Source organism: Actinomycetospora sp. CA-053990 (assembly GCF_050948445.1).
Lineage (GTDB): Bacteria > Actinomycetota > Actinomycetes > Mycobacteriales > Pseudonocardiaceae > Actinomycetospora > Actinomycetospora callitridis.
In genome coordinates this window covers 2,836,167-2,853,049 of the sequence record NZ_CP192043.1, presented here as the reverse complement: position 1 = coordinate 2,853,049, position 16,883 = coordinate 2,836,167, and the positions used below count along the sequence as shown (strand labels likewise).

Sequence of the window (16,883 nt, the reverse complement as noted above, 5' to 3'; positions counted from 1 at the left end):
CCCCGATCCAGGAGGGACCACCCATGGCCCAGAACCCGCTCGCCCCGGCGTGGAACGACCTGGCCCACTTCCCCCGCGCCGTCGCCTACTCCGTGGGGCTCGTACGGCCCGGTCGGCTCGACCCAGACGGCGCGGGCCTGCTCGCAGGACTCGCCGAGGGCACCACGATCACCATCTCCCCCACGACCTGAGAGGGCATCGCCATGCCGACGTACGACTTCTCCGGGCAGACCGCCTTCGTCACCGGCGCCGGCTCCGGCATGGGCTTCGCCACCGCGCGGGCCTTCGCCGAGTCCGGTGCGGCGGTGGCGCTCGCCGACCTCGCGGGGGAGGCGCTCGACGCCGCGGAGCACGAGCTGCGCGACGCCGGGCACCGGGTGCTCGCCGTGCCGTGCGACGTCAGCGACGAGGACCAGGTCACCACCGCCGTGCGCCGCACCGTCGAGACATTCGGCGGCCTCGATCTGGCCTACAACAACGCCGGCATCCAGTCGCCGGTCACCGACGCCGCCGACGAGACCGCCGAGGTCTTCGACCGGGTCAACGGCGTCAACCTGCGCGGCATCTGGGCGAGCATGAAGCACGAGCTCGGACAGATGCGGCGTCAGGGCTCCGGCGCGATCGTCAACTGTTCCTCGCTCGGCGGGCTCGTCGGCCTGCCCGGACGCGCCGCGTACCACGCCTCCAAGCACGGCGTGATCGGCCTGACCCGCAGCGCCGCCGTCGAGTACGCCCCTCGCGGCATCCGCATCAACGCCATCTGCCCCGGCACCATCGAGACCCCGATGGTCACTCGCATGATCGACTCCGGGGACCTCGACCGCGTCCAGGCGGAGGCCAACCAACCCATCAACCGCCTCGGGACCGCCGAAGAGATGGCCGCTGCCGTGCTGTGGCTGTGCAGCCCGGGCGCCGCCTTCGTCGTCGGCGTCGCCCTCCCGGTCGACGGCGGTTACACCGCCGTCTGATCCCGTGTGGATCGCTGGCCGGAGTCCCGGCGCGCGGAGCGCTCTCTCCGTGATCGTGCAGCATGTCGCCCATGACACCGGAACGCACCGGCCGGCTGCGGCTCCTCGCCGGGATGGTGATCGCGAACCGGCCATGGCGTCTGGTGCTCGGCATGCGCAGCGCGCTGGCGGCGGTGATGGCCACCAGCGCCTACCTGGTGATCACCTCGACGATCTGGCAGCTCGCCAGCTCGCTGAGCCTGACCAAGCTGATCGTGACCATGGTGGCCGCCGTGATCATGATGGTCGTCTGGATCATCGGCGCCCACCACCTCTGGCGGCGCCGGGACGAGCTGGGCGAGGGCTGGGATCCGTTCCTGTGGAACGCGTCCACCGTCCTGACCCTGCTGCTCGGGGTCGTGACGATGGCGGTGGCCGTATTGGCCTTCAACATCGTGGTGACTGTGTTCTTCCTCGAGCCGCCGGTCTACTCCAGCGACGCCGCCACGTGGCCGGGCTTCGTCGACCACATGCGGCTGGCGTGGTTGGCCACGGGCTTCGCGACGGTCGCGGGAGCCGTCGGCTCGGGGCTCGACAGCGATGCCGCGGTGGAGGCTGCTGCCTACGACGGCGAGCAGCGTCGCGAGGCGTCACGCGAGGAGTCGTCAGCACGCTGATCGGCCTCCATCGCGGAGGAGTTCGACGCCGGGCCACGCCGGTCCCCGGCTAGCGCCTCGCCTCGATCGAGCCCCACCGCTCGTCGTCGTTCCACGACACCGGGGCGAAGCCAGGCACCCCGCCCGACGGGTGCGTGTGGTTGTGGACGTCGCGGCTGTCCCGGTCGGACCACACCGAGCCGTCCCACGCGCGGTACCGCCGACCGTCGAGAACTTTGGGGAGTGCCGGGTCGTCCTGCGTCATGGTGTTTCCCTCGCGCTCGGTGGCGTCACCATCCCGCCACCGTCAGCAACCGGCAAGGGACCAAAACGATCACGGAAAAGGATCACCTGCGCCTGCCGGGCAGGCGTGCGTGCCGGATGTCGGCACGTCGCCGACCCCTCGGGAGTCGAGACCGTCGAGGAGACGGTCCAGGCCCCAGAGGTACTGCTCGACGCTGTTGTACGCGGCGATGACCTCGACCTCGGCGGCGGCGCGCGGGTAGCGATCGGACGGGATCGAGAGGGCCGCACGTCGAGCGGCCGTGCGGTCGGCGTCGTCGAGGGGGTCGGTGTCGGGCCCGAGGTCGGCGACACCGAATGCGACGGCGCCGAGCACATAGGTCATGAGCAGGTACGACGCCCGCGCCGCGTCCTCGCCAGTGAGACCGGCGTCGGCGAGGACCTCGAGGAGCGCCTCCCCCGCCGCCAGCGCGTGCGGGCCGTCGAGCGGCGAGTTCAGCAGGAGCGGCGCCGACCCCGGGTGGGCGAGCAACGTCGCCCGCACCTCGACGGCGTAGCGCGCCAGCCGGTCGCGCCAGGGACGGGCAGGGTCGAGGAGGAGCCCGCGGTCCACCTGCCCGAGGAGCTCGTCGGTGACGGCGTGCAGCAGGGAGGTCTTGGTCCGGAAGTAGGTGTAGAGCGCGTTGGGGGCCACTCCGACGGCGGCGGCGACGGCGCGCATCGACAGGGCGTCGGCCCCGCCGCGGTCGAGCAGCCCGACCGCGGCGGCCAGGATGTCGCCCTCGGTCAGCGACCGCCGGGGCCCCGGTCGAACTCCAGAGCGCTGGGCCATCCGTGCATCGACTCCTTGACGCGACTCCGGACAGTGTCCAGACTCTGGACATCGTCCAATCTCTGGACACTGTACAAGTCGGGAAGTCGCCATGGCCATCGCGCCGCCAGGACCCCGCTTGACCGGCGCGCTGCTCGTCTCCAGCGCGGTCGTGGTCACCTTGGCGTTCGCCGGCCTGGGCTCGGCCTTCGATGACCCGGACGTCCTGGGCGAGCCCGCCGGTCAGGTGCTGGCGGATTTCGGCGCTCAGCCCTGGCTCGTGGGGAGCCTGTTCGCCCTGCTCGCCCTGGGGGCGGCGATGCTGGCCCCCATCGCACTGGGCACCGCACGGCCAGCGTGGACGGTCTTGATCCTCGTCGACCTCCGGCGACGTTTCGCCCTGCCCCGGCTCTTCGCCGTCGTCGGCCTCGTGTCCGCCGTGCTGATCCTGGCCGGGCTGCTCGTCCCGCTGGGTGTTCCCGGGGCGGACGCGACGAACTTCGCCGGCTTCCTCCTGTGGAGCGCGTGGATCGTCTGGTTCGGCGTCCTGGTGTGGCGCGGAGCCTTCCGCGCCCCCGCCGCACCTGCACCGGGCCCGACGGCCCGGCCCCTCCCTGCCTGACACACGCGTCCCGCCACGGGACGACGCCGACCGATCGAAGGAGGTCGTGATGGGTCCGATCCGAGCCGATGCCGACGCCTCACTCTCGCTTCCGCGCCTCTACGCCCTCAGGGCCGGCTATCTCTTCTTCGCCGTCGGACTCGTCGTGACGAAATGGCCGCTGCTCATCGGCCACGACCTGGCCTGGCCGCTGTTCGAGGGAATCGAGACGTCGATCCTCGTGGCGTTCTCCCTGCTCGCGCTGCTGGGCCTGCGCTACCCGGTGCGGATGCTGCCGGTCCTGCTGCTCGAGTGCCTCTGGAAGCTCATCTGGGTCACCGCGGTCGCCCTCCCGCTCTGGTCGGCCGGTCGGATCGACGAGGCGACCGGGCAGGTGCTCTTCGCCTGCCTCTGGGTCCTGGTCATCGTCGCCGTCATCCCCTGGCGTTTCGTGCTCTCCCACTACGTGACCGCGCCCGGGGACCGGTGGCGCCCCGATCAGATCGCCGATCCGCCGCGACCGCCCGCTCCCGCGGCGACGCGAAGAGATGTTCCGATCACATGACCACCGCCCCTCCTCGGCCCGCCGCGTCACGCCCGGCCGGCGCACGCTCGGTGGCGCTGACGTGGGCGCTCTGGACCGCGGGGTTCGTCGCCTTCCCGCTGGCCGGACTCGCCGGTACCGCCGTCGTGGGCCGCGTCGACGACCCACTCGCCGCCGTGCTCGGTGGGGCCGTCGCGGGCCTGGTCATCGGCGCCGCCCAGGCCCTCGTGTCGCGGCGGCGACCGCCCGCGCTGCGCTGGACCGTCGCCACCGGCGCCGGCATGGGGCTCGGGCTCCTGATCGGTGCGGTCGCGGTCGGATACCGCACGGGCCTCGGCGATCTCGCGGTCCAGGGTGCCCTGACCGGCGTCGTCCTCGGGCCCGCTCAGGCGCTCGCCCTGCCCGGCGGAACAGCTCGACGACGTCGCTGGCTGTGGGCCGCTGCGGCTCCGGCGCTCTGGGCCCTGGGCTGGACGGCCACCACCCTCGGCGGCATCGACGTCGAGAGCCAGTACACGGTGTTCGGCGCCTACGGCGCTCTGACCTATAGCGCACTGTCGGGGTTGCTACTGATCGCCGTCCGCCCCCGCTTCCCCACCGACGTCACCTCCCCCACCCTGCCCCGGCGGTCTCCGTGAGCGCCGCCCCGGCACGTGGTCTTCGGGACCCGCACCACCCGACAGCTCGTCGACATCGTCGACACGACACGAGGACGCCCTGATGACCACCGAGCAACCGGCGCCGGAACGACCCGCGATCAGCGCTCCCGCGACGATGACCGCGGTCGTGCAGGACTCCTACGGCGAGGCCGAGGACGTCCTGCGGATCGAGGAGATCGACCGCCCCGTCCCGGCCGCCGGGGAGGTGCTGCTGCGGGTGCACGCGGCCGGCGTGGACCGGGGCGTCTGGCACCTCACGGCGGGGCTGCCCTATCCGGTTCGCCTCGCGGGTTACGGCCTCCGGGCTCCCAAGGACCGCGTACGCGGACGTGAGGTGTCCGGACGGATCGAGGAGGTCGGCCGGGGTGTGACCTCGTTGCGCGTCGGCGACGAGGTGTTCGGCGTCGGCGAGGGCTGCTTCGCCGAGTACGCCTGTGCTCGGGCGGACAAGCTCGCCCACCGATCCCCGAGCCAGACCGCCACACAGGCCGCCGCCACGAGCGTCTCGGCCCTCACTGCCCTGCAGGGCGTGCGCGACTCCGGGCGGGTGCAGCCCGGGCACCAGGTCCTGGTCATCGGGGCGTCCGGTGGCGTGGGGACGTTCGCCGTGCAGATCGCGGTCGCCCTCGGGGCCGACGTCACGGGCGTGTGCCGCACCTCCAAGGTGGACATCGTCCGCGCCGCCGGCGCGCATCACGTCATCGACCACACCCTCTCCGACATCACCGACTCCGGGCACCGCTACGACGTCGTCATCGACATCGGCGGACACCGCTCGCTCACCCATCTCCGGCGGGCGATGACCCCGCACGGGACGCTCGTCGTCGTCGGGTCGGAGACCGGCGGGCGGTGGCTCGGAGGCTTCGACCGCTCCCTGCGGGCCCCGTTGCTCTCTCGCGTCGTCGGCCAGACCCTCGTCCCGCTCATGATCGCTGAGAACGCCGCGGACCTGGTGGCGCTCCGCGACCTCGTCGACGCCGGGTCGGTGACACCGGTGATCGACCGGACCTTCCCGCTGGACGAGACGCCGGCGGCCATCCGTCACGTGAGCGACGGCCATGCCCGCGGCAAGGTCGTCGTCGCCATGTGAGGCGCCCGCCCCGTCCCATCCGGCACCTCATCGTCGGCCGGAGGCCCGCTCGCGGAGCAAGGAACCGACATGTCGACCCTCGACATCCCGCCCGTCCCCACCACATCCATCCCGAGTACGCCACCGACCGGTCCGGCACCCCCCGGTGGCCCGACGACCGCCTCGACCCGCAGGACCGCCGCCCTCGTCGGGCTGCTCTTCCTCACCGCCACCGCCGCGTTCATCGCCGCGGACACGATCAACGGCGGGATCCTGTCCCGGTCGGACTTCCTGCTCGGCGCTTCCGCTCACACCAGCGCCCTGGCCACCGGCGCGGTGCTCGTCGCCGGGCAGTTCGGCGTCGTCGGCATCGCCGTGCTGCTCTTCCCCCTGCTCAGGCCCTACGGCGAGTCGCTGGCCCTGGCCCACGTCGGCTTCCGGATCGCCGAGCTCGCGGCGAGCCTGTTCTACCTGGCCATCCCGCTGCTGGTCATCGAGCTGGGAGCCGTATTGCGCGACGGCAGCGTCGACGCGTCGGTCTCCCCAGCGCTCGGAGCGCTGTTGCAGGCGCAGTACGGCGTGGCGACCCTGCTGATCTACCTGGTCACCACCGTCGCCGGGATGTGCATGGCCACGCTGCTCTATCGCTCGCGGCTGATCCCGCGCTGGCTCGCGATCCTGGGCCTGATCAGCTACCCGACCCTGCTGCTGGGCTGCGTCCTCGACCTCTACGGCCTCGCCGACGTGACCCAGGGCGCCGGACTCGTCGCGCTGGTCCCCGGCGGCCTCTTCGAGCTCATCCTCCCGATCTGGCTGCTCGCCCGAGGATTCGCCTTCCCGGGGAACGCGACATGACCCTCACCGCCGATCCCCCCACCGCCGCAGATTCAGCCCCGAGGGGCTCGACGCGGAGAACCGCCCTCCTCGCGGGCACGCTCTACCTGATCACGTTCATCGCGTCGATCCCGGCGCTCGCCCTCTACGGCCCCGTCCTCGGCGACCCGGGATATGTCCTCGGGCCCGGACCCGACGTCGGCATCCTCTGGGGCGGCTTTCTCGAAGTGATCACCGCGCTGGCCTGCATCGGCACGGCGATCGTCCTGTTCCCGGTCCTCAGGCGCCAGAACGAGGCGACGGCGCTCGGCTTCGTCGCCTCCCGCACCCTCGAGGCCGCGACCATCGTCGTGGGGGTCGTGACGCTGCTCGCCGTGGTGACCCTGCGGCAGGACCTCGCGGGGGCCACCGGAGCCGAGGCGACCTCGCTCGTCGTCACCGCCGAGGCCCTGGTCGCCGTCCACACCTGGACGTTCCTGCTCGGCCCCGGATTCATGGCGGGCGTGAACGCCCTGCTGCTCGGCAGCCTGCTCCTACGGTCCCGACTCGTGCCCCGCGTCATCCCCGCCCTGGGACTCGTCGGCGCGCCCCTGCTGCTCGCGTCGAGCACAGCGACGTTGTTCGGCGCCTACAGCCAGCTCTCCGTCTGGTCGGCGATCGCGACCATCCCGATCTTCCTCTGGGAGCTGTCGCTGGGCCTCTGGCTCGTGATCAAGGGTTTCACACCTTCGCCTCTCACCGGCGCGACGGGAAACGCCGGCTCTCCGCCGCCACCCCGCGTCACGAAGCCCGCCTGATCTCTCGCGAGACCTCGGACGGCAGACCCCTCTTCGTCGAACTGCAGCAGGAATTGCTGCGCCGACCCGTTCGGGTTCGCGGCCGCGTGGGCGTCCTGATCGAATGGCACCGCCGTGACCCACGGCTTAGGATTCCGTCAATTCTGTGACGCCCCGGACCCCGGCGCCGAATGCTCGCACCGACGGGCAACCAGGCTGGGGGGCCGCAACATGGCGCAGGGTATCCACGAACCGTCGACGCCGACGTCGGGCGACACGCCCTCGGACCGGCTCCGCCAGCCGGGCGTGGAGCTCACCTACACCGGTGACCGGCCCACCCTGACCGTCACGGGCCAGGTGGACCGCGCGAAGATCACCGAGGTGTCCGGCACCGTCCGCGGCCTGCTCGCGGTCGGGGTCGACGAGCTGGTCGTCGACCTCACCCACGCCTGGGACAGCGCCGCGCTGCTGTCGGTCCTCGCCCGCACCCGCGCCGACCTCGCCGAGCGCGGGGGGACACTCCGGCTGGTCGGCGTGGCGCTGCCCGAGTTCCTGGCCGCCTTGACCGCCGCATCGCTCGACGAGGTGTTCCTCGTCTACGACGCCGTCCGCAGCAACGCCGAGGACAGGCACTCCGCCCCCATGGCGTCGGTACAGCGACGCGTCGACTGGTCCCCCTAGCCACGACGCCCTCGGCCCTGCACACCCGCATCGTCATGTGAACCCGGCGAGGGCCTCATAAGGCGCGCCTTCTCGAATCAGTGACGCTGCGCATCGACCGGACGGGGTCATCTCCCCCGCCGACCGCGACCCTGGGGAGATCCACGACGGCGAAGCGAGGTCACCATGACAGTTCCCCAGCCGGTGCCGGAGTCCCTCCGCGGTCCCGGCCTCGCCGAACGCCTGGCGGCCGGGCCGGTCGTGTGCGGGGAGGGCTACCTGTTCGAGCTCGAGCGGCGGGGCTACCTGCAGGCCGGTGCCTTCGTCCCGGAGGTGGTCCTCGACCATCCCGAGGAGGTCGCCGCGCTGCACCGGCAGTTCGTGCACGCGGGCTCGGACGTCGTCGAGGCGTTCACCTACTACGCCCACCGCGAGAAGCTGCGTGTGATCGGCAAGGGCGACATCCTCGAACCGCTCAACCGGCAGGCGCTCGAGATCGCCCGCGGGGTGGCCGACGGCACGGGCACGCTGCTCGCGGGCAACATCTGCAACACCGGGGTCTACGACCCGGCCGATCCCGCGACGCACGCCACCGTGCGCGAGATGTTCACCGAGCAGGTGGGCTGGGCCGCGGAGGCCGGCGTCGACTTCGTCATCGGCGAGACGTTCCGGTGGCTCGGGGAGGCCGAGATCGCTCTCGAGGTGATCCGCGCGGCGTCACTGCCCTCGGTGCTGCTGCTGGTGGCCGGGCAGGAGCCGGTGACCCGGGACGGGGTCGCGATCCCGCAGGCGTGCCGCGAGCTGGCCGCTCGGGGCGCCGACGTGGTCGGCCTCAACTGTGTGCGCGGACCGGCCACGATGCTGCCGTTGCTGGGACCGATCGCTGCGGCGGTGGACGTCCCGGTCGCCGCGTTGCCGGTGCCCTACCGCACCCACCCCGAGCAGCCGACGTTCCACGCGCTGCGCGACCACGGGCCGACCGCGCTCCCGGAGGACCTCCCGTTCCCGACGGCGCTCGACCCGTTCACCTGCCACCGGTACGAGATCGCGGACTTCACCCGCCGGGCCCGGGCCGCCGGCGTGGGCTACTTCGGCCTGTGCTGCGGCGCGGCGCCGCACCACCTGCGGGCGATGGCCGAGACGTTGGGGCGCACCCCGCCGGCCAGCCGGTACTCACCGGACATGTCGAAGCACGTCTACCTCGGGGCCGACCCCCGGTTGCGGCCGTCGAACCAGGAGTACCGCACCTTGCTCTGACCACCTCACCCAGGACTCGAGCCGACGCTGCGGAACCGGTCGAGGCCCTTGAAGATCGCCACCAGGACGACGGCCACCACGAGGACGAACGCGGTGTTGCGGATCGACGCCCCGTAGCCGATCTCGTCGACGTCCAGGAACGGGTAGGGATACCAGCCGACGAGCGCGCCCCGGATGAAGGTGTAGGCGATCCAGAGCATCGGCCAGAGGAACGCCCAGGCGATGGTCCTGCGGTCGATGCGAGGGCGGGGGCCGAAGACCAGCCAGCCGAGCAGGGTCGCCCAGGGGGCGATGTAGTGGAAGCCGATGGTGGCGACGAGCTGCCAGCCGGTGGGGTGGACGTAGCGGACGAGGACCAGGTCGAAGACCAGGCCGGTGATGGTGATGCCCAGCAGGGCGTCGAGCCGGAGGATGCGCCAGATCCGTCCGTCCCGGGCGGGGTGGACCACCAGGGTGGCCGCGGCGATCAGCACGAGGATGTTGCTCTGGATGGTGAAGTAGCTCAGCGTCTGGATCATCCGGGTCCCGATCCCCAGCGAGCCGACGGCCTCGCCGGTGTTGGGATCGGGGCCGCCGGTGAGAATCAGCCCCAGCTGGATGACCAGGGCGGCCGCGACGTCGACGACGATCAGCAGGTGCCAGAGGCGGGACGCCTGACCGGCCCGGCCAGGTGTCGACGTCGGTCGCGTGGTGGTGGCGGTCATGGGTGTGCGCCTCGTGGTCGTCGAGCAGGGGTGATCCGGACTCTTCACGAGGAACGGCGGACGGTGAACGTCGCGACACGAAAGTGCCCGCGCCGGAACGCCCTGACTAGGAGGGGGCGACGAAGCCCGCGATCCGGAGCGCGAAGTCGCTGTACTGCTCGGCCACCTGCTCGGCCGTCAACGGGCCCCCGGGTGAGAACCACCGGGCGACGCTGACGCACATCTCCAGCACCCCGAACGACGCGACCCGAGGGGTCTCGACGACGAGCACACCCTGGTCCGCCCCTTCCTCGATCAGGTCCCGGACGGCGCGCTCGTGGCGTCGGCGGAGCTCGAGGACCTGGGACAGGACGGGCTCGTCGACGCTGGCGACGTCCCGGTTCACGATCAGCGCCTCGCGTCGGTGGGTGGCGTGGCGCAGCGCGTAGACCCTCGCCGCCTCACGCAGGCGGCTCACGACGTCGTCACGACCGTCGACGGCGGCCTCGAACTCGTCCCACACCTCCCGGGACGTCCGCAGCACGATCTCGGCCAGCAGCTCCTGCTTGGAGCTCATGTGGTTGTAGAGGCTGGGCGTCCGGATCCGGAGGCGCGCGGCCACCTCGCTGAGCGCCGTTCCGTGATAGCCCTTCTCCGCGAAGAGGGTCGTCGCCGCGTCGCGCACCGTCGCGGGCGTGACGGCGGCGCGATCGCCGGGCGCGGCCGGGGCACTCACGGTCGTCATCGTCTCAGCGCGGTGGGAGCCCGGCGCCCGAGGCACCGACGATCCGGAGGGCGAACCGGCTGTACTGATCGGCGACGGCCCCGGCCGTGAGCTCGCCGTCGTCGGAGAACCAGCGCGCGATGCTCACGCACAGCTCCCGGATGGCGAACGACGCGAGGGCCGGCGACTCGACGTGGAAGTCGCCCTGCGCGACGCCGCGGGCGATGACGGCTCGCAGGGCGTGCTCGTGCTCGCGACGGCGCGCCTGCAGGTCGCTGCGCGCCGGCTCCTCGAGGCTGCCGGTGTCGCGGTTGACGACGAGCGCCTCCCGGCGGTGCGTGGCGTGGCGGTGGGCGTAGACCTCGGCGGCCCGCCGGAGCTGCTCGACGGGCGGGTCGTCGGGGTCGACGGCCTCGTGGAAGTCGGCCAGCACGCCCGCGGTGGTCCGGTCGACGATGGTGCGCAGCAGCTCGTGCTTCGAGTCCATGTGGTTGTAGAGGCTCGGGGTCCGCACCTGCAGGGCCTCGGCGATCTCGCTCAGCGCCGTGCCGTGGTAGCCCCGCTGCGCGAAGAGCGTCAGGGCGGCGTCGAGGACGACCTCCCGGGTCAGCGCCGCGCGGGTGGCGCGCCGGGGCGCGAGGTCCGGCGAGGAGGTGCCCACGGGCACATCGTGCCATGACGAATGAGCGTTAGTGAGCCTTGCTCTGGTCCACCGACACCCCTACGGTCACTAACGAGCGTTAATTGGTCGAGGAGGCGCGATGCTGCGTACCGAGATGATCCGGCCGCTCCACGTGCTGCTCGAGGGCCACGCCCGCACACGTGGCGAGGCGACGGCGTTCGCCGACGAGGACCGCGAGATCTCCTACGGCGAGCTCGTCCGCACCACCGCCCGCCTCGCCGGCCACCTCGCCGCCCTCGGCGTCGGGGCCGGCGACCGGGTGGCGATGGTGATGGCCAACGCCGTCGAGACCGCGGAGACCTACCTCGCCGTGCCCCGGGCCGGAGCCGTCGCGGTGTGCCTCAACCCGGACGCCGGGCCCGCGGAGCTCGAGTACATGCTCGGCGACTGCGGTGCGCGCCTGGTCGTCACCGACGTCGCCCACGCCGACGTCGTCTCCGGTCTCGTCCCCCCGGACGTCCCGGTGGTCCTGGTCGGGGGGACGACGCGGCAGTGGCCGTCGTACGCCGAGCTGATCGGGCGCGAGCCGGACGTGCCGGCGCCCGACCCCGACGACCTCGACGCCACGGCGTTCATGCTCTACACCTCGGGCACCACCGGGCGTCCGAAGGGCGTGGAGCTGAGCCTGCGCAGCTGCCTGTGGGTCGTGGCGGCCTGCTGGGCGCCGATCATGGGCCTGGGCCCGGACGACATCGTCCTGTCCGCGCTGCCACTGTTCCACTCCTACGCCCTCGACCTGTGCGTGCTCGGGGTCGTGGCCACGGGAGCGGGCGAACGGATCCTGCCCCGGTTCTCCTCGAGCCGCGTCCTCGAGCTGCTCGCGACCGGCGCCTACACGGTCCTGCCCGGTGTGCCGACGACGTTCTCCTACCTCCTGCAGGCCGCAACCGCGCGCGACGGCGGCGGGACCCCCGCGCACCGGCTCCGCGTCGCGGTCTCGGCCGGCGCGATCCTCCCGGCGGCGGTCAACGAGGCGTTCGAGCGACTGTTCGGCGCGACCCTGCTCGACGGCTACGGGATCACCGAGACCTCGACGATGGTGGTGATGAACTGGCCGCACGGGGCCCGTCCGTACGGCTCCTGCGGGCTGCCGATCCCGGGTCTCGCCGTCCGGCTGGTCGATCCGGCCACCGGCGTGGACGCGCCACCGGGCGGCGAGGGCGAGCTGTGGGTGCGGGGCCCGAGCATCATGCGCGGCTACCACGGCAAGCCCCAGCAGACCGCCGACGTGCTCGTCGACGGCTGGTACCGCACCGGCGACCTCGCCCGCGCCGACGTCCACGGCTACCTCACGATCAGCGGCCGCACCAAGGAGATGATCATCCGGGGCGGCGAGAACATCTACCCCGCCGAGATCGAGAACGCCCTGCTCGACGCCCCCGGCGTCGCGGACGCCGCCGTCGTCGGACGGCCGCACCCCGATCTCGGCGAGGTGCCGGTGGCGTTCGTGGTCGCCGACCCCGGGACCGACGGAGGACCGGACGTCGAGGCCCTCCGGGAGCACTGCCGCCGCCAGCTCGCGTGGTTCAAGGTCCCCGACGGCTTCCACCTCACCGACACCATCCCCCGCACCGGCTCGGGGAAGATCAAGCGCTTCGAGCTCGCCCGGCGCCTCGACGACGTCGCCGGGCCGGCGCTCCCGGTGCCCGCACCCCGGAGCCTCGACCAGGAGGTCGTGACATGGAGCTGAGCAACGATCTCGCGAGACCGGCCTCGCCTCCCGACGAGGGGGCCCGACGGTGAAGGTCGGCGACATCGAGATCCTGCCGGTGATCGACGGCACCGGTCGCGAGAACGCGCGCGAGGTGCTCTCGGTGCCCGGAGAGGACCGGTGGGCCTGCCACCCCGAGCACCTCGACGCCCGCGGCGACCTCGAGCTGACCCTCGGCGGGTTCCTGCTGCGCACCGGGGACCGCACCGTGCTCGTCGACGCCGGGGTCGGACGCATCCACAACGACCACTACGCCGGCGGCGGGTTCCTCGACGCGCTCGCCGGGCACGGCGTCTCCCCCGCCGACGTCACCGACGTCGTCTTCACCCACCTGCACTTCGACCACGTCGGGTGGGCCACCAGCAAGGGCGAGGTGGTGTTCGGCAACGCCACGTACCGCGTGCACGCCGCGGACTGGGCGCACTTCGTCGACGCCGCCGACGCCGAGCCCGGAGCGGTGCGCAAGCTCGCCCCGCTGCAGGACCGTCTGGAGGTGTTCGACACCGAGACCACCCTGGCGCCCGGTCTCGACGCCCGTCCCACCCCGGGCCACACGCCCGGGTCCAGCACCTACGTCGTGTCCGGCGGGAGCGAGCGCGCGCTGCTGGTCGGCGACGTCGCGCACTCGGTCGTCGAGCTCGAGGAGCCCGACTGGGAGGCGACGTTCGACGTCGATCCCCGGGCCGCGCAAGCGATGCGCAACGCCCTGGTCCACGAGGTCACCGACACCGCCGACCTCGTCGTCCCCGCCCACCTCCCCGGCCTCGCCCACGGCCGGATCGTCACCTTCGGCGACCGCCGCCGCTTCGTTACCGTCTGAGGAGCACCCCATGGATCTGCAGCTCGCCGGCACCACCGTGCTGGTCACCGGCGCCGGGCAGGGGCTCGGCCGCGCCATCGGCGAGGCGTTCGCCGCCGAGGGCGCGCAGGTCGCGTTCGGCTACAACACCTCCGCCGAGGGCGCCGAGGCCGCGGCGGAGGCCGTGCGGGCCACCGGCCTCAAGGCCACCGCGGTCGCCGTCGACACCCGCGACGACGCCGGCGTCGCCCGCGCGCTCGACACCGTCGAGTCCGAGCTCGGGCCGATCGGCGTGCTCGTCAACAACGCGGCGGTCACCAGCCGCGGCCGCTTCCTCGAGCGGTCGGCGTCCGACTTCGCGGCCGAGATCGACGTGACCGTCACCGGGACCCTGCGCATCTCCCACGCCGTCGCGCAGCGCATGGCCGAGCGCGGCGGCGGGTCGATCGTGTCGCTCATGGGCGACTCCGGACGCGTCGGGGAATCGGGGCTCACGGTCACCGCCACCGCCCGCTCCTCCACCCTCGGGCTGACCAAGTCGCTGGCCAAGGAGCTCGCCCGCCACGGCATCCGAGCGAACGCCGTGTCGATCGGGCTCGTGCAGACCGACCGGTTCTCCGACCACGCCGGCGGGACCGACGAGGAACGCCTCAAGAAGATCACCGCGCTCTACCCGTTGCGTCGTCTCGGCCGCCCCGAGGACGTGACCCCGACGATCCTGCTGCTCGCCTCGCCGTGCTCGGCGTGGACCACCGGCCAGGTCGTCTCGGTCAACGGCGGCTTCGCCATGCCCTGATCGCCCTCGCTCCGCACGGACGCACCAGCGAGAGAAGGACCATGACCACCACGTCACCGGCACCGGAGCCGACCGCCAGCGGGACCGCGGTCCGGCGCAAGGAGGACGCCCGGCTCCTCACCGGCCGCGGCCGCTACGTCTCCGACCTCGCGCTGCCGCGGATGCGTCACGTCGCGTTCGTGCGCAGCCCGCTGGCCCACGCCCGGATCACCTCGGTCGACGTCGGCGAGGCCCTCGGGACCGACGGCGTCAGCGCGGTCTTCACCGGCGACCACCCCGCCCTGGCGTCGGTGGCGCTGCGCGCGCAGTCGGGGCTCCCGGGTTACGTCGAGACCGACCAGCCGCCGCTGGCGCGCGGCAAGGTCCGCTTCGCCGGCGAGGCGGTGGCCGCGGTCGTCGCCGACGACCGCTACCACGCCGAGGACGGCGCCGAGGGCGTCGACGTCGAGTACGAGCCGCTGGTTCCCCAGGTCTGTGCGTGGGCCGACCCGGACCGGATCACCGACCCCGTGCACGACGAGGCACCGGACAACGTCCTGCTCTCCCGCACCTTCCGCGCGGGCGACGTCGAGGCGGCGCTCGCGGAGGCCGCGGTCGTCGTGGACCGCGAGGTGACCACCAACCGGCACGGCGGCAACCCCATCGAGTGCCGAGCCGGGGTCGCGCGCTACGAGATCGCCGACCGCAAGCTGACGTTCTGGTCCGGAACCCAGGTCCCCTACATCGTGCGCACCCAGCTCGCCGAGCTGCTCGCCCTGCCCGAGGGCAACATCCGCGTCATCGCCCCCGACGTCGGCGGCGGCTTCGGGGTCAAGGCCGTCCTCTACCCCGAGGACGTCGCCCTGTGCCTGATGGCCATGGCGATGCCCGGGGTCGCGCTCAAGTGGGTCGAGGACCGCGTGGAGCACCTGCTGTCCGCGACCCACGCCCGCGAGCACCGCTACGTGCTGCGCGCCGGGTTCGCCGCCGACGGGGAGCTGCTCGCGGTGAAGGCCGACGCGTGGTGCAACGCCGGCGCCTACTCGGTCTACCCGTGGACCGCCGGCATCGAGCCCCTCATGGCCGGTGGCCTGCTCACCGGCCCGTACAAGCTCGCGCACTACGAGTGCACGGTCCGCGGCGTCACCACCAACACCAGCCCGTCCGGCCCTTACCGCGGCGTCGCCCGACCCTCCACGGTGTTCGCGATGGAGGCGCTGATGGACTCCGGCGCGCGGGCGCTGGAGATGGACCCGATCGCGCTGCGGCGGCGCAACCTCATCCTGCCCGCGGACATCCCCTACAGGATGCCGTCGCGGCTCGTCGACGACTCGGGCGCCTACGAGGCCTGCCTCGACCAGGCACTCGAGACGTTCGGGCTCGAGGGCTGGCGCGCCGAGCAGCAGCGCCGGCGGGCCGCCGGCGGGAAGCCGCTCGGCATCGGGATCGGTATCTACAACGAGCTCACCGGCCTCGGGCGGGCCGCGTCGGCGGGCCCCCGCATGGCGTTCCGCACCGGTCACGACGCCTGCACCGTGCGGATCAACCCCGACGGTGCCGTCACCGTCTTCTCCGGCGTCACCTCCCAGGGGCAGGGCCTCGAGACGACCATGGCGCAGGTCGTCGCCGACGCCCTGGGCGTCACGTACGACGCGGTCGAGGTCCGGATCGGCGACACCGACGAGTCCCTCTGGGGCTTCGGCGCGTTCTCGTCACGCCAGGCCGTCATCGGCGGCGGCGCCGCCCACCTCGCCGGCGAGCACGTCCGCGCCAAGGCACTCGCGCTGGCCGCGGCGCTGAAGGAGGCCCCCGTCGAGGACCTCGACCTCCGCGGCGGCGAGGTCTACATGGCCGGGCAGGAGAAGCCGATCATCTCGCTGGCCGAGGTGGCGAGGGTCGCCTACCTGCAGTCCGACCGCTTGCCCGAGGGCTTCGAGCCGGGGCTCGAGGGCACGAAGTTCTACGACCCGATCCGTGGTGCCTTCGCCGCCGGCGTCCAGCTGGGCGCGCTGGAGTTCGATCCCGCCACGGGCGAGATCGGCATCCTGAGCTGGGTGTGCGTCGAGGACGCCGGGCGGATCGTCCACCCGGTGATCGTCGACGGGCAGATCGCCGGCTCGATCGCCCAGGGCATCGGCGGGGCGATGTACGAGCACCTCGTCTACGACGAGGCCGGGAACCTCACCACCGGCACGCTGCTCGACTACCTCATGCCGACCTCGGGCGAGATCCCCGAGCTGACGATCGGCCACGTCAGCACCCCGGCCGCCAACCCCACCGGCGTCCGCGGTGTCGGCGAGGGCGGCACGCTCGCCCCGAACGCCGTGGTCGCGGGCGCGGTGGCCGATGCGCTCGGGGTCGAGGTCGACGACCTGCCGGTCACCCCGGCGTCGGTGTGGACGCTCCTGCAGGGGGTGACGCCGTGATCCGCGACGACCGCCTCGCCGGGCCC

Annotated in this window: 20 protein-coding genes; 15 read left to right on the top strand and 5 right to left on the bottom strand. The window is 72.7% G+C overall.

Annotated features, from left to right (window positions below; genetic code table 11):
• The first annotated feature begins 23 nt into the window (after positions 1 to 23).
• The 3 genes from ACQPYN_RS14670 (at position 24) to ACQPYN_RS14660 (ending at position 1,624) form a co-directional block, all read left to right on the top strand.
• On the top strand, positions 24 to 191 hold the full coding sequence (locus tag ACQPYN_RS14670) for a hypothetical protein (RefSeq protein ID WP_433038059.1): 168 nt from the start codon (positions 24 to 26) through the stop codon (positions 189 to 191).
• A gap of 12 nt (positions 192 to 203) precedes the next feature.
• Positions 204 to 968, top strand: a complete 765-nt coding sequence (locus tag ACQPYN_RS14665; RefSeq protein WP_433038057.1) for an SDR family NAD(P)-dependent oxidoreductase — start codon at positions 204 to 206, stop codon at positions 966 to 968.
• 71 nt (positions 969 to 1,039) lie between these two features.
• Entirely contained in the window at positions 1,040 to 1,624 is a 585-nt protein-coding gene (locus ACQPYN_RS14660; RefSeq protein ID WP_433038055.1) for a hypothetical protein, read from the top strand.
• 49 nt (positions 1,625 to 1,673) lie between these two features.
• Here ACQPYN_RS14660 and ACQPYN_RS14655 read toward each other — a convergent pair whose 3' ends face one another.
• Both ACQPYN_RS14655 and ACQPYN_RS14650 read right to left on the bottom strand, forming a co-directional pair.
• Positions 1,674 to 1,868 carry a hypothetical protein gene (locus tag ACQPYN_RS14655; RefSeq protein WP_433038053.1) on the bottom strand — a complete coding sequence of 65 codons (195 nt, stop codon included), beginning with the start codon at positions 1,866 to 1,868 and terminating at the stop codon, positions 1,674 to 1,676.
• A gap of 69 nt (positions 1,869 to 1,937) precedes the next feature.
• Entirely contained in the window at positions 1,938 to 2,678 is a 741-nt protein-coding gene (locus tag ACQPYN_RS14650; protein ID WP_433038051.1) for a TetR/AcrR family transcriptional regulator, read from the bottom strand.
• Between the two features lie 118 nt (positions 2,679 to 2,796).
• On the opposite strand from ACQPYN_RS14650, the gene ACQPYN_RS14645 reads away from it, so the two are divergent.
• From ACQPYN_RS14645 to ACQPYN_RS14610, 8 genes are all read left to right on the top strand, one after another.
• On the top strand, positions 2,797 to 3,279 hold the full coding sequence (locus ACQPYN_RS14645; protein WP_433038049.1) for a hypothetical protein: 483 nt from the start codon (positions 2,797 to 2,799) through the stop codon (positions 3,277 to 3,279).
• 49 nt (positions 3,280 to 3,328) lie between these two features.
• Entirely contained in the window at positions 3,329 to 3,823 is a 495-nt protein-coding gene (locus ACQPYN_RS14640; RefSeq protein ID WP_433038047.1) for a hypothetical protein, read from the top strand.
• Positions 3,820 to 4,440 (top strand): hypothetical protein, encoded by a 621-nt coding sequence (locus tag ACQPYN_RS14635; RefSeq protein ID WP_433038045.1) that lies wholly within the window; start codon positions 3,820 to 3,822, stop codon positions 4,438 to 4,440. Before ACQPYN_RS14640 ends, ACQPYN_RS14635 begins: the two co-directional genes overlap by 4 nt.
• Positions 4,441 to 4,522: 82 nt before the next feature.
• Positions 4,523 to 5,551: an NAD(P)-dependent alcohol dehydrogenase gene (locus ACQPYN_RS14630; protein ID WP_433038043.1), complete on the top strand. Its 1,029-nt coding sequence runs from the start codon at positions 4,523 to 4,525 to the stop codon at positions 5,549 to 5,551.
• 69 nt (positions 5,552 to 5,620) lie between these two features.
• Complete coding sequence (locus tag ACQPYN_RS14625) at positions 5,621 to 6,385, top strand: DUF4386 domain-containing protein (RefSeq protein WP_433038041.1); 765 nt, start codon at positions 5,621 to 5,623, stop codon at positions 6,383 to 6,385.
• Entirely contained in the window at positions 6,382 to 7,161 is a 780-nt protein-coding gene (locus tag ACQPYN_RS14620; RefSeq protein ID WP_433038039.1) for a DUF4386 domain-containing protein, read from the top strand. The genes ACQPYN_RS14625 and ACQPYN_RS14620 overlap by 4 nt, the downstream gene beginning before the upstream one ends.
• 210 nt (positions 7,162 to 7,371) lie before the next feature.
• Positions 7,372 to 7,821, top strand: coding sequence for an STAS domain-containing protein (locus ACQPYN_RS14615; protein WP_433038037.1), 450 nt, complete (start codon positions 7,372 to 7,374; stop codon positions 7,819 to 7,821).
• Positions 7,822 to 7,986: 165 nt separating this feature from the next.
• The gene (locus ACQPYN_RS14610; protein ID WP_433038035.1) at positions 7,987 to 9,057 is read left to right on the top strand and encodes a homocysteine S-methyltransferase family protein; all 1,071 of its coding nucleotides are present in this window, start codon (positions 7,987 to 7,989) and stop codon (positions 9,055 to 9,057) included.
• Between the two features lie 5 nt (positions 9,058 to 9,062).
• Here ACQPYN_RS14610 and ACQPYN_RS14605 read toward each other — a convergent pair whose 3' ends face one another.
• The 3 genes from ACQPYN_RS14605 to ACQPYN_RS14595 form a co-directional block, all read right to left on the bottom strand.
• Positions 9,063 to 9,761, bottom strand: coding sequence for a Pr6Pr family membrane protein (locus tag ACQPYN_RS14605; RefSeq protein ID WP_433038033.1), 699 nt, complete (start codon positions 9,759 to 9,761; stop codon positions 9,063 to 9,065).
• A gap of 106 nt (positions 9,762 to 9,867) precedes the next feature.
• On the bottom strand, positions 9,868 to 10,476 hold the full coding sequence (locus tag ACQPYN_RS14600; protein WP_433038031.1) for a TetR/AcrR family transcriptional regulator: 609 nt from the start codon (positions 10,474 to 10,476) through the stop codon (positions 9,868 to 9,870).
• A 13-nt stretch (positions 10,477 to 10,489) separates the two neighbouring features.
• Entirely contained in the window at positions 10,490 to 11,125 is a 636-nt protein-coding gene (locus ACQPYN_RS14595) for a TetR family transcriptional regulator (protein WP_433038029.1), read from the bottom strand.
• Between the two features lie 100 nt (positions 11,126 to 11,225).
• Between ACQPYN_RS14595 and ACQPYN_RS14590 the strand changes: the two genes are divergently transcribed.
• Genes ACQPYN_RS14590 through ACQPYN_RS14575 form a run of 4 tightly spaced genes read left to right on the top strand, consistent with a single transcriptional unit; the run spans position 11,226 to position 16,857 of the window.
• Entirely contained in the window at positions 11,226 to 12,836 is a 1,611-nt protein-coding gene (locus ACQPYN_RS14590; RefSeq protein WP_433038027.1) for a class I adenylate-forming enzyme family protein, read from the top strand.
• Between the two features lie 49 nt (positions 12,837 to 12,885).
• On the top strand, positions 12,886 to 13,677 hold the full coding sequence (locus ACQPYN_RS14585) for an MBL fold metallo-hydrolase (protein WP_433038025.1): 792 nt from the start codon (positions 12,886 to 12,888) through the stop codon (positions 13,675 to 13,677).
• 10 nt (positions 13,678 to 13,687) lie between these two features.
• The gene (locus ACQPYN_RS14580) at positions 13,688 to 14,452 is read left to right on the top strand and encodes an SDR family NAD(P)-dependent oxidoreductase (protein WP_433038023.1); all 765 of its coding nucleotides are present in this window, start codon (positions 13,688 to 13,690) and stop codon (positions 14,450 to 14,452) included.
• A 41-nt stretch (positions 14,453 to 14,493) separates the two neighbouring features.
• Positions 14,494 to 16,857, top strand: coding sequence for a xanthine dehydrogenase family protein molybdopterin-binding subunit (locus ACQPYN_RS14575; RefSeq protein ID WP_433038022.1), 2,364 nt, complete (start codon positions 14,494 to 14,496; stop codon positions 16,855 to 16,857).
• The last annotated feature ends 26 nt before the right edge of the window (positions 16,858 to 16,883 follow it).